Source organism: Candidatus Phytoplasma pruni (assembly GCF_001277135.1).
Taxonomy (GTDB): domain Bacteria; phylum Bacillota_I; class Bacilli_A; order Acholeplasmatales; family Acholeplasmataceae; genus Phytoplasma; species Phytoplasma pruni.
On the sequence record NZ_LHCF01000006.1, the window covers coordinates 1 to 15820 of the forward strand.

The 15820-nt window shown below is 27.4% G+C and carries 19 protein-coding genes and 2 pseudogenes; 1 reads left to right on the plus strand and 20 read right to left on the minus strand.

Annotated features, from left to right (window positions below; translation table 11 throughout):
* The first annotated feature begins 366 nt into the window (after positions 1 to 366).
* Positions 367 to 1023, plus strand: a complete 657-nt coding sequence (locus CPX_RS01305; protein ID WP_053521428.1) for a hypothetical protein — start codon at positions 367 to 369, stop codon at positions 1021 to 1023.
* 801 nt (positions 1024 to 1824) lie between these two features.
* On the opposite strand, the gene metG is transcribed toward CPX_RS01305, so the two are convergent.
* The 20 genes and pseudogenes from metG to rplR all read right to left on the minus strand — a co-directional run bounded on the left by metG (position 1825) and on the right by rplR (position 15799).
* Positions 1825 to 3378: a methionine--tRNA ligase gene (gene metG / locus CPX_RS01310; RefSeq protein WP_053521429.1), complete on the minus strand. Its 1554-nt coding sequence runs from the start codon at positions 3376 to 3378 to the stop codon at positions 1825 to 1827.
* Positions 3379 to 3399: 21 nt separating this feature from the next.
* Positions 3400 to 4255: pseudogene (rsmI, locus tag CPX_RS01315) on the minus strand (16S rRNA (cytidine(1402)-2'-O)-methyltransferase).
* A gap of 20 nt (positions 4256 to 4275) precedes the next feature.
* On the minus strand, positions 4276 to 5241 hold the full coding sequence (locus tag CPX_RS01320; protein WP_053521430.1) for a hypothetical protein: 966 nt from the start codon (positions 5239 to 5241) through the stop codon (positions 4276 to 4278).
* A complete protein-coding gene (tmk, locus tag CPX_RS01325) occupies positions 5238 to 5855 on the minus strand; it encodes a dTMP kinase (protein ID WP_053521431.1) in 618 nt (205 codons plus the stop codon). The genes CPX_RS01320 and tmk overlap by 4 nt, the downstream gene beginning before the upstream one ends.
* A gap of 14 nt (positions 5856 to 5869) precedes the next feature.
* Positions 5870 to 6603: pseudogene (gene truA / locus CPX_RS01330) on the minus strand (tRNA pseudouridine(38-40) synthase TruA).
* Between the two features lie 63 nt (positions 6604 to 6666).
* A complete protein-coding gene (locus CPX_RS01335; RefSeq protein WP_053521432.1) occupies positions 6667 to 7689 on the minus strand; it encodes an energy-coupling factor transporter transmembrane component T family protein in 1023 nt (340 codons plus the stop codon).
* The gene (locus tag CPX_RS01340; RefSeq protein ID WP_053521433.1) at positions 7682 to 8545 is read right to left on the minus strand and encodes an ATP-binding cassette domain-containing protein; all 864 of its coding nucleotides are present in this window, start codon (positions 8543 to 8545) and stop codon (positions 7682 to 7684) included. The genes CPX_RS01335 and CPX_RS01340 overlap by 8 nt, the downstream gene beginning before the upstream one ends.
* The gene (locus CPX_RS01345) at positions 8521 to 9345 is read right to left on the minus strand and encodes an energy-coupling factor transporter ATPase (protein WP_053521434.1); all 825 of its coding nucleotides are present in this window, start codon (positions 9343 to 9345) and stop codon (positions 8521 to 8523) included. Before CPX_RS01345 ends, CPX_RS01340 begins: the two co-directional genes overlap by 25 nt.
* 271 nt (positions 9346 to 9616) lie before the next feature.
* Positions 9617 to 9973: a 50S ribosomal protein L17 gene (gene rplQ, locus CPX_RS01350; protein WP_017191438.1), complete on the minus strand. Its 357-nt coding sequence runs from the start codon at positions 9971 to 9973 to the stop codon at positions 9617 to 9619.
* A 34-nt stretch (positions 9974 to 10007) separates the two neighbouring features.
* Complete coding sequence (locus tag CPX_RS01355; RefSeq protein ID WP_017191437.1) at positions 10008 to 10967, minus strand: DNA-directed RNA polymerase subunit alpha; 960 nt, start codon at positions 10965 to 10967, stop codon at positions 10008 to 10010.
* A gap of 15 nt (positions 10968 to 10982) precedes the next feature.
* On the minus strand, positions 10983 to 11372 hold the full coding sequence (gene rpsK / locus CPX_RS01360; RefSeq protein ID WP_017191436.1) for a 30S ribosomal protein S11: 390 nt from the start codon (positions 11370 to 11372) through the stop codon (positions 10983 to 10985).
* A 3-nt stretch (positions 11373 to 11375) separates the two neighbouring features.
* Entirely contained in the window at positions 11376 to 11780 is a 405-nt protein-coding gene (gene rpsM, locus CPX_RS01365; protein WP_053521435.1) for a 30S ribosomal protein S13, read from the minus strand.
* A 19-nt stretch (positions 11781 to 11799) separates the two neighbouring features.
* On the minus strand, positions 11800 to 11916 hold the full coding sequence (gene rpmJ, locus CPX_RS01370; RefSeq protein ID WP_017191434.1) for a 50S ribosomal protein L36: 117 nt from the start codon (positions 11914 to 11916) through the stop codon (positions 11800 to 11802).
* A gap of 33 nt (positions 11917 to 11949) precedes the next feature.
* Positions 11950 to 12162 (minus strand): S1 domain-containing protein, encoded by a 213-nt coding sequence (locus CPX_RS01375; protein WP_053521436.1) that lies wholly within the window; start codon positions 12160 to 12162, stop codon positions 11950 to 11952.
* Positions 12163 to 12190: 28 nt separating this feature from the next.
* Entirely contained in the window at positions 12191 to 12940 is a 750-nt protein-coding gene (gene map / locus CPX_RS01380) for a type I methionyl aminopeptidase (protein WP_017191432.1), read from the minus strand.
* A gap of 67 nt (positions 12941 to 13007) precedes the next feature.
* Complete coding sequence (secY, locus tag CPX_RS01385; protein ID WP_053521437.1) at positions 13008 to 14270, minus strand: preprotein translocase subunit SecY; 1263 nt, start codon at positions 14268 to 14270, stop codon at positions 13008 to 13010.
* Position 14271: 1 nt separating this feature from the next.
* Complete coding sequence (rplO, locus tag CPX_RS01390) at positions 14272 to 14718, minus strand: 50S ribosomal protein L15 (protein ID WP_053521438.1); 447 nt, start codon at positions 14716 to 14718, stop codon at positions 14272 to 14274.
* A 3-nt stretch (positions 14719 to 14721) separates the two neighbouring features.
* Positions 14722 to 14916: a 50S ribosomal protein L30 gene (gene rpmD, locus CPX_RS01395; RefSeq protein WP_017191995.1), complete on the minus strand. Its 195-nt coding sequence runs from the start codon at positions 14914 to 14916 to the stop codon at positions 14722 to 14724.
* Entirely contained in the window at positions 14913 to 15434 is a 522-nt protein-coding gene (rpsE, locus tag CPX_RS01400; protein ID WP_053521455.1) for a 30S ribosomal protein S5, read from the minus strand. The genes rpmD and rpsE overlap by 4 nt, the downstream gene beginning before the upstream one ends.
* An 11-nt stretch (positions 15435 to 15445) precedes the next feature.
* Positions 15446 to 15799: a 50S ribosomal protein L18 gene (rplR, locus tag CPX_RS01405; protein WP_017191997.1), complete on the minus strand. Its 354-nt coding sequence runs from the start codon at positions 15797 to 15799 to the stop codon at positions 15446 to 15448.
* Between the last annotated feature and the right edge of the window lie 21 nt (positions 15800 to 15820).

A 15820-nucleotide genomic window follows, 5' to 3' on the forward strand; every position in this document is an offset into this window, starting at 1 on the left:
GAGGAAAATAAAAGTAAGAATAATATTTTTTTAAATAATATTATATTTTCATTCACTTCAAGTTATCCATTATTTTCTCCCCTTAAAATATATCTGTTTTTAATCAAAAGCAAACTACAGCCAAAAAAGAGGAAAATAATATACCTGATTTGCCAAAAATAAAAATATGATAAAGATAAAGTTTCTCCAAAGAAATAACTTTCCTGATAAAATAAATTATAAAACATCAATCAAATGGTTTTTTATTTCTTGAAAAGATGAATTAAGGAATCTTTTTTATTTATCAAAAAAAATAATTATTCAAATTAATAAAAAGGGAAGATTACGAAAACGATAAAAAAATATTTATATCATTTTTTCATTGCAATGGGCTTTTTATTCGCTTTATTCTTTATCATCAAAATATCCCCTCACAACGAACATCCTTACAACAACACTTCTCATCGCCAATCCGCTAATTTACAAGATAATTCTTTTTTGAATATCAAAAAATATTACGATGAAAAAGTAAACAATTTAAAGCAAGAAAAAATCAAAAACTTCACAAATATAAAATTATTGCCTCTTTTAGGGCTTGAAGAATTTATGAAAAACTACAACAAACAAGAAACTTATCCCATTATTTTCATTCCTGATGCGAAAGAAATGATTGAATTTATTGATAAAACTTTGCAAGGGTACTTGAACACCGCTTGTTTGACTTTAATCCAAGGAACAATCGATTGGATCAGCAAACAATTGAGAAAAAATATTGTTTTAAAAATTGAAAAACATATGGTTAAAAATGCTGAAAATAATTTTCATAATGAAGAATATAGTGCGAAAAATAATTTTAAAAAGCAAATAGTATGCCAAATGAAAAACATAAATAATTCGCATTTTTATATTAAGGAATATAATGACACTCCAGGCGATGGTTATTGTTTTTTTCACGCTTTAAACAATATTTTAAAACAAGAAATCAATGGGAACGAGTTTAATAAACTTCAAGAAAAGATCAAAAAAGCCTTTAAAAGCGGTTAGAACGCGTTGAATAAACAAAAAAACCATCCTCATTTGCATTAATAAATACTTTAAGGATAGTTTTTGTAACAAAAATATAAACATGAATGTCTCTAAAAGGGATTATCTATCATATTATAATTGTTAATTTCATTATTATACTTTTTGGGTTTAATTATTAATCTTTTTGACTAAAATAAAATTATTAATTTTGGTATTTTTTTATGTTAGAATGATTTTGGATGATTTCATTTTTTATTATTTTGTAAAAATAATTTTATTTTTGAAAAATAAAAATTTTATCAATAAATTGATATACATTTTCTTGCTTCGTTTCCAAACGGCGCGAGTACTTTTTTGGTTCCACAATTTTTTCATAAGTTTACGGTAAGTGGGACGGGACCTTTTTATATATGAAACATTTCAACCGAAAAACACAATTAACCGAAAAACTTTCAAGAAAATCATTACGGTAAGTGGGACGGGACCTTTTTATATATGAAACATTTCAACCGAAAAACACAATTAACCGAAAAACTTTCAAGAAAATCATTACGGTAAGTGGACGGTTTGTTTAGGTAAAACTTTTAACCGTTAAAAAAAATCAACCAAAAAAAAGTTTATAAAAATGATAACAATTTAACGAAATCAACCAAATAAATTATAACACATCTATTAATATTTATGCCTAATTAAAAATTAATATTTTATTAATTATAAAAAATACTTCAAATAATTATTTATTTGAAGTATTTTTTTCTTTAAAAGGGGTTCAAATGGTTTTTTGAAAAAGAATTATTTACCCGAAAAGACGAATTTTATTTATAAATCAATCTTATCAAGTCGTTCAAACAATTTTTCTCCGGGTTGTAATTCTTTGGTTTGAGTGATGCCGAATTCTTCTAAACTTTCAAAAGTTTCTTCTTCTGCTTTAATTTGTTTTAAAATTGATTCAGATGTTTCAGGCAAAAAAGGTTTTAATAAAACGCCTATAAAACGTAAAGTTTCAACTAAATTATATAAAAAAACATCTAATTTGGCTGAGTTATTTTTCTCTTTAACAATTTTCCACGGTTCAACAATATCCACATATTTATTAGAATAACGAGCTAATTGAATGATATGTTTCATCGCTTCCGCCACTCGATAAGAATCCATTGCTTTTTTAACCAACTTCACAGTATCAATCGCTTTTTGAGGCAAATTAAAGTCATCTTTTTTTTCTGTCGCTGTTTTGGTTAATTGAGCATTACGGTAAGATTTAATCATGCCTAAAGTACGGCTTAACAAGTTTCCTATCGTGTTCACAAGATCAGCGTTATATCTTTCTAATAAAAGTTCATAACTTAAAGTTCCATCAGAAACATAAGGTATTTCGTGTAAAACAAAATATCTAATAGCATCAACAGAAAAAAACTTTAACAAATCATCTATATAAACCACATTATTAGTCGATTTGGAAATTTTATCGTTATTGAATAAAATCCAAGGATGAATTAAAAATTTTTTTGGTAGAGGGATTTCTAAAGACATCAATAAAATAGGCCAATAAATCAAATGAAATCTACTAATATCTTTCCCGATAACATGCAGATCACAAGGCCAATATTTTAAAAATTGTTCATTAGGCAAGATTTGTCCGTCTTCAGACAGTTGAAAACCTAAACCGGTAATATAATTGCTTAAAGCGTCAACCCAAACATAAACCACATGGTTAGGGTCAAAACTTAAAGGAATGCCCCATTTAAAAGAAGTCCTAGAAATAGATAAATCAGTTAAATCTTCTTTTAACAAATTTAAAATTTCTTTTCTTCTTTCTTTCGGCAAAATCAAATGAGGATTATCATTTAAATAAGTTAATAATCGCTCTTGATATTTCGATAATTGAAAAAAGTAGACTTCTTCTTTTGACCAAACTGGTGTTTCACCACTAGCAGTTTTACCGTCGATTAAGTCTTTTTCTGCTATATAACTCTCTTCAACGACAGAATACCAACCTTCATAAGTTCCTAAGTAAATATCACCTTTTTTTAATAGTTTATTAACGATCGCTTGAACTGTTTTTTTATGATAATCATTGGTAGTTCTCACAAAATGATCATAATTAACCCCTACGGAATCATAAATTCTTTTAATTTCAAAAGAAATATGATCTACATATTCTTGAGTATTTATTTTTTCTTGAGAAGCTTTTTTTTCAATCTTTTGACCGTGTTCATCGGTTCCTGTTTGAAAATAAACATCATAATGATCCATTTTTTTAAAGCGTGCTATTGAGTCGGATAAAATCATTTCATAGACATTACCGATATGCGGAATGCCTGAGGCGTAAGCAATAGAAGTAGAAATGTAAAACTTCTTTTTTTTAACTGGCATATAAACAATAAATCTCCTTTTTTATACATTATCTTTTTGAATTTTATATTTTTGATAAATCTCTTTTTTAGAAATATTTCTCGCTTTAGCAACTTTAGAAAAAGACTCTTTTTCAGAAAAACCTTGTTGCAAAAAAAAACATAATATGTTCGTCTAAAGAAAAATCTTGATAAGAAAAAGACTTTTTATTGCCTTCAATGACTAAAACATATTCTCCTTTAGTTTTCAACTCTTCTAGCAAAACACTATCAATATCACCATTAATAATGGTTTCAAATTTTTTTGTTAATTCCCTCGATAAAGAAACATTACGTTGAGGATAATGCATTTGAACTATTTGTAAAGTGTCTTTAATTCTGAAAGGAGATTCATAGATAATTAAAGATCCTTCAAAAAAACGGTGTTTTAATAACATTTCTGTTTTAGCTTTTTTGTTTTTAGGTAAAAAACCTAAAAATAAAAACGGAATGTCAAAAGAAGAAATACTAAAGGAGGACAAAAAAGCCGCCGGTCCTGGCACAGAAGTAACATAAAAACCTGCTTTTTTAACTTCTTGCACTAACAATAAACCCGGATCACTAATTAAAGGAGTGCCCGCATCACTAATTAAAGCTATTTGTTTGCCCCCCTCTAACAAAGATAAAATCTTTTGCACCCTTTGCTTTTCGTTATATTGATGCAAAGAAAGCAAATTGTTTTTAAATTGATAAAATTCTAATATTTTATGAGCTCTTCTGGTATCTTCCGCCAAAATATAATCAACTTTTTTTAAAATTTCTAACGCACGAAAGGTTAAATCTGACATATTGCCGATAGGAGTAGAAACCAAATATAAAGTTGGTTTCGGTTCGATAAAGGTTTTTTGTATTATTACCATATTTTAATAATTTTTAAATTTTAAGTTAAATTTAAAAACTCCTTTTGTTTTTCTATTTCTAACAATAAAGTCATAAAACAAAAATTAGCATTTAAAAAAACATTCTTTTGCTCTATTTGCTCCAAAATCTCTAAATATTTATTAATATGTTCTAAAGATAATTCATCAAAAAAAGTTTTTTTTAATAATTCTATAGGAAAAATAAAAGATAAATTATTTTTTTTATAATATAAATCTAAGAAAAATTGCATTATAACTTTTAAAAAATCGCTAACAAACAATTTATCTTCAGTTAAAGGCTTAGCTTCTACGAATAAATAAACAAAATCATTCTTTTTTTTAAAATTATCTAAAAACAATAAAAAGAATTGTTTAAATTCTAAATAATAATTATTTTTTAAAACATCTTCCGTTCCGTTGTGAAAACGATTTAATAAACTGATTAAAACGTCATCTAAAACTGCGCCTGTATTAATTTCTGGCGAAACTTTTTTTTCTTCTTCGTCTTCCGTCATATTATCTAACGAAAAAACTTGCGTACGTGAAAGAATAGTAGGCAGGACAAGATCACGATTGTTAGTTAATAAAATACCTAAAATATTCTCACTAATAGGGTTTTCTAAAAAATAAAGTAAACTGTTAGCTGCTTTAACATGAAGATGTTCAATGCCTTCAATAACATAAACTTTTTTTTGTTGAAACAAAGAAGTTTGGTTGAAATAATTTTGCATTTCCAAAATTTGTTCTTTTTTAATGGAATTATTTTTTTTATAACTTAAATGATAAAAATTAGGATACGAAAAATTTTTAATTAAATTTTCTAATTGAGGGTCAAAAAGAGAAGTTTGTAAAAAGTCACGAACTAATTCCAACATAAATTCATGTCTAGTTTCTTCTTCACTGCCTTCTATTAAATAAAGATGAGATAATTTTTTTTGTTCAATAATAAATTTAAATTTTTCCAATAAACGTTGTTTTTTATTCATAATTTTATTTTAAACAATCTTTGTATTTCTGTTTCAATGATGGATTGTATTTCTTCCAAAGGTTGGTTAGCATCAATTTTAAAAATTCTCTGAGGAAATTGTTTATGCAAATTTAAAAAACCTCGTCTAACTTTTTGATGAAAAGATAAAGTTTGTAAATCAAAATATTCTCTTTTATCTTCTCTTTTGTCTTTTATTCTTTGAAGTCCTATTTGTGGATCTAAATCTAAATAAAAAGTAATATCAGGCATCGTTTTCAATGCAATAACATTAATTTTTTTAACAAATTCTTCACCTAACTCTCTAGCATAACCTTGATAAGCCAAAGAAGAATCTATATAACGATCACAAATCACTATTTGACCTTTTTTTAAAGCTGGTAAAATAACTTTATCTAAATGTTCTGCTCTATCGGCTGCGTATAATAAAGCTTCCGTACGAACGTCTATTTTATTATCAGAACTGAATAAAAGATTTCTTATAGGAAGATTAGTTTCACAACCTCCCGGTTCTTTAGTAAAAATAACTGTATGTTTTTGAATCATTTTTTTAAATAAAGCATTTGCGAGAGTGGTTTTACCAGTACCTTCGCCACCTTCAAAAGAAATAAACATATCAAACCACCTTTTTAATAAAAAATTTTTATTAAAACAAGACCACAAGGAGGAGCTAAATAATAAAATTGTTTGTCATATGTTAAGTTTAACATATTTTCCAAGTCTAATAAAGTCTTTTTTTTCTGCCCGATCCCAATTAAAAAACCTACTAAAAAAAGAATCATATGTTTTAAAAAACCTTTACCGTGAAAAACCAAAATATATTGATCTTCGGTTTCTTCTAAAAAAGCGTCATAAATGATTTTAACAGTGGATTTTTTTTCGTCTTTATTGTTGGTAAATAAAACAAAATCATGTTCGCCTTTAATTAAAGATAACGCTTTTTTAATTAAAGTAAAATCCAAAGATTCAAAATAAGTTTGAAAACGGTTATTAAAAGGTGTTAATTCTTTTTTAGAAAAAAAATACTTATAAATTTTGGATTTAGTATGATAACGAGCGCGAAAAGCATCATACACTAAAGAGAGTTCCACGACCTTAATATCTTTAGGCAAGGCTTTATTTAAAGCTTTTTGGAAAAAATAATTATCAATTAAAAAAGAAGTATAAAAATGAACTACTTGACCTTCAGCATGAACCCCTTTATCAGTGCGACTAGCGGCGTAAGTTATAATTTTTTGTTTTGTAAGACGAAAAAAACATTTTCTAAAACGGACTGAATTGTGATCGATTTGGGTTGTTTTTGATATCCGTGATAATTAGTGCCATCATAACTTAAAACCAATTTATAAGTAAATTTTTTCAAATCAAAAACCTCTCTTTTATTTTATAATAAATCATAAAATAAAAAAATATTTTTTCCCTTTTTTTAAAAAAAACTCCATATAAAAAATGATAAAATAGTTATTAAAAAAAGATAATCTTTTTTTGTCATTTGATAATGGTTTAATTTAGTACGTTTTTCACCTAAAACATATCCACGCGCTTCCATAGCATTAGCTAAAACTAAAGATTTTTGAAAAGATATCACAAAAATAGGAATTAATAAAGATAATAAATTATAAATCTTTTTAAATAAATTTTTAGTATATAAATCCAAACCTCTAGACATTTGCGCTTTAATAATCTTTTTAGTTTCTTCCATTAAAAAAGGAATAAACATGAAAATCAAAGATATCATGATGGAAAAAAATTCTAAAGGAAATTTTAGTTTTTTCAAAGGTTTTAAAACGATTTCCAAACCATCATTTATTTCCATAAAAGAAGTGGTTTCGTTAAATAAAGTTATAACGGTTAAAATCAATAAAATCCTAATAAATATTAAAATAATTTTTAAGAAATCTGTTTTTTTCAAAAATAATTGAACCGTATAATCTTCCTGTATAAAAGGTATTCGATGTGTTTTCAACAAGTTCAAATGAGAAGTAAGAAAAGGCATTGCCAAGAAAAAAATAACAAACAAAAAAGAATAAATATTTTTCGGAAAGATCTTTTTAAAAACGAAATAAAAAACCCCTAAACTGAACAATATTAAGTAAACATTCCACACTTGAAAAGAAATGTCTCTTCCGGCTTCTTCTTTTAAAGAAATATGAAAAATTAAACTTAATAAAATAAGAAATTTCAAATGAGAAATACGTTTTAACATTTTAACGACAGAAAAATTCAGATGCATTAACAAAAAAAATAAAAACAAAATTAGAAAAACGAAAGGTCCGAAAAATAAAGCTTTTTCTAATAGGTTTGTTTCTTTGGAAAAAAAAGAGACATCTAAACTAAAAATAACTTTAAAAAACGCAATGATAGCGATAATTTTAATCGCTGGATTAATGCTATATAAAAAAGATTTTTTCTTTAAATCAGATTTTTGTTGTAAATCGGAATTAATCATCTAAACCATTATTTCCTTTATAAAATTTTTTTAAATATTTCAACATTTCTTCAAAAGAATAAACAGGAATAAAGGGGATGTTCAATTCTTTTTCTAAAAAATGCGCCAGTTGGAAAGTTTGCGGTTTATAAACTTCAAATTTATTGAATTTTTCATTCATAAAAAAGTCTTCTTTAGAACCATCAAACATAATTTGACCTTTTTCTAAAAAAATCACTCTATTGGCGTATTCTGATACTAAATCTATATTATGAGTGATAAAAATAATGGTTTTTTTTTCTATTTGAAATAATTCTTGAAAAAAATTCATAATTTCAATTTGACTTTTGACATCTAAACCTCTCGTAGGTTCATCTAAAACTAAAATAGCAGGATCCATAACTAAAATGCCAGCAATAGCCACTTTTCTTTGTTGTCCGCCAGATAATTTAAAAGGAGAAGAAATAAATAAATCTTCTTCAATGCCTAACCTTTTTAAAACAGAAATAGCTTTCTTTTCTGAAGTATTATTATTTATTTTCAAATTTTTAAGCGCAAACATCACATCTTTTAAAACAGTTGTTTCAAAAAGTTGATATTCAGGGAATTGAAAAACTAAGCCAATTTTACTTCTCAAAGAAGCTAAACGTTTTTCAGGCGTTTTGGGATTTATTTTTTGACCAAAAACTTCTATTTCACCTTCTGAAGGTGTTAATAAACCGTTCATCAATTGAACTAAAGTAGATTTTCCCGAACCAATTTGACCAATTAACGCGATAAATTCATTATTTTCGTTAATTTTTAAATTAATATCTTTGATAGCATGTGTTTTTGTTTTGTCATAATAATAACTTACATTTTTAAACTGTATTGCCATAAGATTTCCTTTATTTTTTGCAAAGATTCTGTTTTTTCATGAGATAAATTTTCATCTTTTTTTAATAATTCATAATAAAGTTTCAAAGATAAGGGCAAATTAACAAAATATTTTTCCAAAAAAGAAGGTTCTTTAATAAAATTTGCTGGTTTATCATGTTTTAATAGATGACCTTTTTCTAAAATAATAATCTCATCGCTTTGCAAAGCAAAAGATAAATCATGTGTGATAGTGATTAAAATCTTATTTTTTTGTTGATGAATGTTTTTGATAATATTATGAATCTCTTTAACTCCTTGAGGATCTAAAAAAGCCGTTGGTTCGTCAAAAATAATAATTTCTGGTTCCAGAGCTAAAACAGAAGCAATAGCGACTTTTTGTTTTTGACCGCCAGATAGTTCTTGAGGTTTTTTGTCTAATAAATCATAAATACCTAAAGAACGAGAAACCTCAAAAATTTTTTGTTGCATTTCTTCTCTTGGTAAATTTTGGTTTTCTAGACCGAAAGCGATATCGCTTCGTACATCGAATCCGATAAATTGATAATCAGGGTTTTGAAAAACAATCCCCATAAGAGGACGAATATCAGATAAATTATTTTCATTCAACTCTAAACCGTTGATCATAATTTGTCCTTTTTTATATTGCAATAAACTGATTAAAATTTTAACTAAAGTAGACTTGCCTGAACCATTATCGCCTATTATAGAAACCCATGTCCCTGGATTGATCTTAAAATTCAAATCATGAAGAATTTGTTTTTCTTTGTAACTAAAATTTAAACCTTTAACAATTATCATTTTATAACCTAATTTTATTTATTTTAACCATTATAAAAATAAAGAATAATTAAAATAAAATTGATCATTTTAAATATTCTTATTATAAAAAATAAAAAGGTATATTTTTTATAATAAGAATTTCATCTAATAAGAAAAAATATACTTTTTTAAACAAAAAATTAATTATTTGGCTCATAAAAACAATCCAAATGAATCAATTTTGTTTTATTTTGCAGAAAAAAGAAAAATAACTTTTCTCTATTTAATAAAAAACTTATTTGTTCAAAGATTAAACAAGTTGTATGATCGCCATAGGGGCGGCGTCGCCTTTGCGAGATTCAGTTTTGATAATTCTAGTATAACCACCCGGTCTGTCTTGATATTTGGAAGATAATTCGTTAAATAACTTTTGTAAAACGGTTTTATCTTCGTCTATTTTTTTGTCAAACATTAAAAGAGATGCTTGTCTTCTTGCGTGTAAAGTGTTTTTTTTACTTAAAGTTATAGATTTTTCAACTACTCTTCTCAACTCTTTAGCTTTAGAAAAAGTAGTTACAATTTGTTCGTTCACGATCAAACTAGAAACTAAACTTCTTAATAAAGATTTTCTTTGAGGGGTAGTACGTCTTAATTTACTGTAACCCATTTTTTAATTTTAACCCACTTTCTAAAAAAATATTTTATTTGTTGTTTATTGGCATATCGAAACGAAGTTCTAATTCGTTCATTTTTGCTTTTAATTCATCAAAAGATTTTTTACCTAAACTGTTTAATTTAGAAATATCTTTTTCTTTTTGACTCACTAATTCTTTTACAGTATTAATGCCTGATCTATTCAAACTATTTAATAGTCTCGCAGACAAGTCTAATTGTTCGATTTTCAAATCTAAAGCATGATTGTAATTTTCAATTTCTGCTTCATAAATAAAGTCATTTTGTTGTTCTTGTTCACATAAATTCACTAAAACATTAAAATGATCTGCTAAAATTTTAGAAGCTGTAGATAAAGCTTGTTTAGCGGTAATAGCTTTATTAGTTTCGATATCAACTACTAACTCTTCTTTGTTACTTAACTTTTGTTCCACAGTGTAAGTTGTTTTTACAACTGGCGTATATAAAGAATCGATCGCTATAACTCCAAATTGGTTTTTATTAAAAACCTTGTTATTCGCAGCACTTTCATAACCAATGCCTCTTCTTACTGTCGCTTGCATACGGAAACGAGTGTTTTCTGATACATGAGCTATTACTTGATCTTTATTAATGATATCAACTCCATCAACAACATTAAAATCTGCAGCTGTTACTGTTTTTTCGCCTGTAATATCGATTTCCAACTTTTGTTCAAAATCTTCATCTTGAGAATCAACAGCAATAACGACTTTTTTTAAATTTAAAATGATAGTCATAATATCTTCATAAACACCGTCCATAACAGTAAATTCATGTTCTGCACCATCAATGCAAACATTTACAATAGCGGCACCTGGTAAAGAAGATAATAAAACTCTTCTCAAAGAATTTCCGATTGTAGTTCCGTATCCTTTTTCTAAACGTTGGATAACGAATCTTTTATCAAAAACATCATCATTTTCATTGTCAACTAACATAATAGGTCTTAAAAATTTTAATTTTTTCATTTTCTACTCCCTTAATTAACCACGAGGACGTTTAGGTGGTCTGCAACCATTATGAGGAATAGGAGTAACATCTTTAATAGCAGTAATTTCTAAACCTGATTCTTGTAAAGAACGAATAGAAGTTTCTCTACCTACTCCTGGACCTTTAATAAAGACTTCAACTTTTTGCATTCCTTGATCTTTAGCGAATCCTGCTACTTTTCTAGCTACTTGTTGAGCTGCAAAAGAAGTTGATTTTCTACTCCCTTTAAAACCTAAAGAACCTGCACTGCTCCAAGTGATTACATCGCCTTCTAAATCAGTAATAGTCAATATGGTATTATTAAAAGTAGTATGAATATGAGCTATACCAAAAGGAACATTTTTTTTAATTTTTTTACGCTTTATGCGTTTTTTTTGAGCCATTTATTATATCCCTCTTTTCGCGTTCTTATTACTTTTTTTATCTTTATTAATGCTTGAAACCAGTTTTTTACGATTTTTCTTAGCCGTCTTAGCGTTGTTTCTAGTTTTTTGTCCTCTTACTGGTAAGCCATTACGGTGGTGTTTTCCTCTATCGCAACCGATTTCCATTAAACGTTTAATATTTACTAAAACAGTCTCACGTCTTAGAGCGCCTTCACTCATTTTACTTAATTCATTTCTTATGCTAGATAATTGTTCTTCAGTTAAATCTTTAACGCGAATATTTTCATCTATATTTAATTCGCTTAAAATTTGCTGAGAAGTTTTAAGTCCAACACCATAAATATAAGTAAGTGAAATAACTACTCTTTTATCGCGAGGAACATCTATTCCTGCAATTCTTGCCATTTACAAACTCCTTTCCCAATTACCCTTGTCTTTGATTATTGCGACGATTTTTTTTATTTATAATATAAACTCTTTTTTTGCGACGCACAATAATGTCATCAGGACTACGTTTTTTAACAGAAGCTCTAACTTTCATTTTAAATATCTCCTTTTATTTAAAAAAATATTATTATCTTTTATCGATATAACGATAAACAATACGCTTTTTAGAATCTACTTTAACTTTATCACCTAACAAAATACGAATGTTATTAATACGTATTTTGCCTGAAATATAAGCAGCAATAATGTTTTTATTAGAAAGTTCTAATTGAAATCGAGCATCAGGTAAAATGCCAACTACTATAGCATCATAAAATTCAATAATATTTGAATTAACCATATTTATTTTTATTTTCCTATTTCTTTGTTTATGTTAATGTTAAAATTTCATATCCGTTTTCGGTCACTAAAACTGTGTGTTCAAAATGAGCACTTAAGCTTTTATCTGCTGTTATAGCAGTCCAACCATCATTCAATATTTTAACTTCTTTAGTGCCTAAAGTAAACATAGGTTCAATGCAAAAAGTCATTCCTGGTTGTAAAATGTAATCTTTATCAACAAAATCAAAATTAAAAATATAAGGTTTTTCATGCAATTGCAAACCAATTCCATGTCCTGAAAAAACCTCAACTATACCGTATTTATTCTTTTTACCAATTTCAAAAATAGCTGCAGAAATATCAGAAATGCGATTTCCTGGTTTAACTTGTTTTATTCCAGCGAATAAAGACTTTTCAGTGTTTTCCAAAAGAGTTGCTACTTTTTTAGAAACTTTACCGATGGCGTAAGTCCAAGCTGAATCAACGTAATAACCTTGATATTTGATCCCCATATCAATCGTAATGATATCGCCTTTTTTTAAAATTTGTTTTTTAGATGGTATTCCGTGCACGATAGCTTCATTAACGGAAGTGCACATATAACCATCAAAACCTTTATAACCTTTAAAAGCGGAAACTACTCCATGTTTTTCAATCAATTCACGAGCAATCATATCTAAAGCAAAAGTAGAAACGCCTTCTTTTAAAGAAAGGATTAAATCTTTTCTTATAGAAGATAAAATTTGACCTGCTTTTCTCATTATAGCAATTTCATTCTCTGATTTAATTATTATCATAAAGGGTAACAAACCTGCCTTAAATCTAAACATAATGATTTCTTTTTAATTTATAAAATTTTATTATTTAAAATAATTTTTTGTATAATTTCTTAACATTAGTTTGAGTCGTTATACGTTGCATTACTTCAACAGCCACACCTACAACAATTAAAAGACTAGTGCCGCCTAATTGAACTTTGAATGTTTTGTCAGAATCATTAGTCCAAACAAAAAATTTAATAAATTCGGGTAAAGCAGCTAAGACAGTTAAAGCAAAAGCGCCGATGACTGTTACTTTAAATAATTTTTGAGTAATTTTATAAACCGTTTCGTCTCCAGGTTTTACCCCTTCTAAGTAAGCATCTTGTTTTGATAAATGTTCAGCAATGTCTGTCGGATTGATAGTTATAAAAGTAGAAAAAACTGAAAATAACAAAATTAATAATAAGTAAACGAAAAAACCTAAACCTAAATAATTACTTTGAGAATCTTGAAATCGATTTACCCATTGGGAAAAACCATTTTCTGGCCCCAACAAAAGAGAAATAGTTCCAAAAACTTGCAATAAACTATTGGCTAAAATAACTGGCAAAATTCCTGAAGTATTAAGTTTTAAAGGGATATGATTTTTTATTTTATCATTATTTTGTTTAGTAGCGTAAGTGATTGGCACTTTTAAATAAGCAGCTGATAAAATCACTGTTAAAATTAACAAGATTAACAGAACTACTAAAGTGAATATTCTTTTAGCTACAAAGTCTGGATTGTTGACGTTAGTTAAAAACTTCAGCGTATCATATAAATTTTTACTTACACTAATTGCTACGAAAATAGAAATACCGTTTCCTACCCCTTTAGAAGTGATTAAATCAGCTAACCAAATGCTAATGAAGGCTCCGACCACTAAAAAAAACACTATTGTTAAAACGTGTGCCTTATTGTTAGCGAGCGAGGAGATTCCATCGCGTTGAATAGAAGATAAAGCCAATCCTACCGCAAATAGTAAAGTCAAAGAACGAGCAACTAAATTCGTTTTATATTTTCCTCTTTCACCTTGTTCTTGCCATTCTTTCATAAAAGAAAATAATTTTTGCGAAAACTGGACAATAATAGAGGCAGTGATATAGGGATAAACCCCTAAAGATAAAAAATATATAGAACCATTAGCTTCAAATAAACTAGACTTAGAAAAATATTGTTTAATGTCAAAAAGAAATTTTTCTTGAACCGTCACAGAAGGAATAACTAATTTATTACCGATAACAAAGATAAATAAAATAACTAAAGTAAATAAAATTTTTTTAATTATTTTACTTTTATCACGAAGAAAATCTATTACCATTTTCATCTTATGCCACCTTCAATATTTGGACATTTCCGCCAGCTTGTTGAATCAATTCTTGAGCTTTATTAGAAAATTTAGACGCTTGTACTGTTAATTTTTTAGTGAAAGTGCCATTTGCTAATACTTTGATATCAGAAGTGTTTTTCTTGATAAGTCTTTTTTTCAATAATAATTCTCTAGTAACTACAGTATCGTTGTCAAAAATTTCTAAATCTTTTAAATTAATTAAAAAATATTTTTTTTGATTAAAATTGTGGAACCCTCTTTTAGGAATTCTTTGGAAAAAAGGGATTTGTCCACCTTCAAAACCTGGTCTAGTGCTACCGCCAGAACGAGCTAATTGACCTTTATGTCCTTTACCAGAAGTTTTACCATTGCCACTGCCTGGACCACGACCTAAACGTTTAGTTGTTTTTCTAGCGCCTTTAACTGGTTTTAATAAATGTAACATAAATTAAACTCTCCCTTCTAATACTTCTTTTACCACAACTAAATGATGTATTTTGTTAAGAACTCCTCTAACAGTAGGAATATCTTCTTTAATCACTTTTTGATTGATTTTTCTTAATCCTAAGTGGTGAGCGTTTTTTACTTGATTAGGAGTTCTTCCGATTAAACTTTTATATAAAGTAATTTCTAATTTTTTCATTTCGCTATTCCTTTAATTTTCGCTTCTAAAGAAACTCCTCTTACTCTTTCAACGTCTTTAATAGTTCTTAAATTTTTTAAACCATCCATTACAGCTCTTAAAACGTTAATGGAAGTTCTTGAACCTAAAGACTTAGTTAAAATATCGCTAATTCCTGCTAATTCCAAAACAGTTCTGGCAGCTTTACCGCCAGCAACGATACCTGTTCCTTTGGAAGCTGGTTTTAAGAAAGTTTTTGTTGCGCCAAAATGACCAATAATTTGGTGAGGAATAGTAGTTCCTACTAAAGAGATATCAATCATTTCTTTTTTAGCTTTTTCTAAAGCTTTTTTAATAGCATCAATGATTTCTTGCGCTTTACCAGTAGCAAAACCTACTTTTCCTTTTTTGTCGCCGACAACAACTAAAGCGGAAAAACGAAAACGACGACCACCTTTAACAACTTTGGTAATTCTGTTAATTTTAACTACTTTTTCTTCGATTGAAGAGGCTTTTTTATTAACAAATTCTTTTTTCATTCTATTTACTTTCAAAATTGTAAACCTTCCTTTCGGGCAAAATCAGCTAAAGCTTTTATACGACCATGGTATAAACGTCCACCACGATCAAAAACAACATTAGTAATGCCTTTTTCTAAAGCTCTTTTAGCAATCAGTGTACCTATATCGGAAGCAATCTTTGTATTAACTACATTGGCATTAATTTCTTTGCTATGAACACTGCACAAAGTAACTTTACTTTGATCATCGATTATTTGTGCATAAAAATATTTATTAGAATAAGAAACATTTAAACGTGGTTTAGCATTAGTTCCTATCACTTTTTTTCTTAAACGTAAATGACGTTTTTTACGTAAAACTTGTGAAGATTGTTTATTAATCATAACTTAAATAAATGTCCTTTC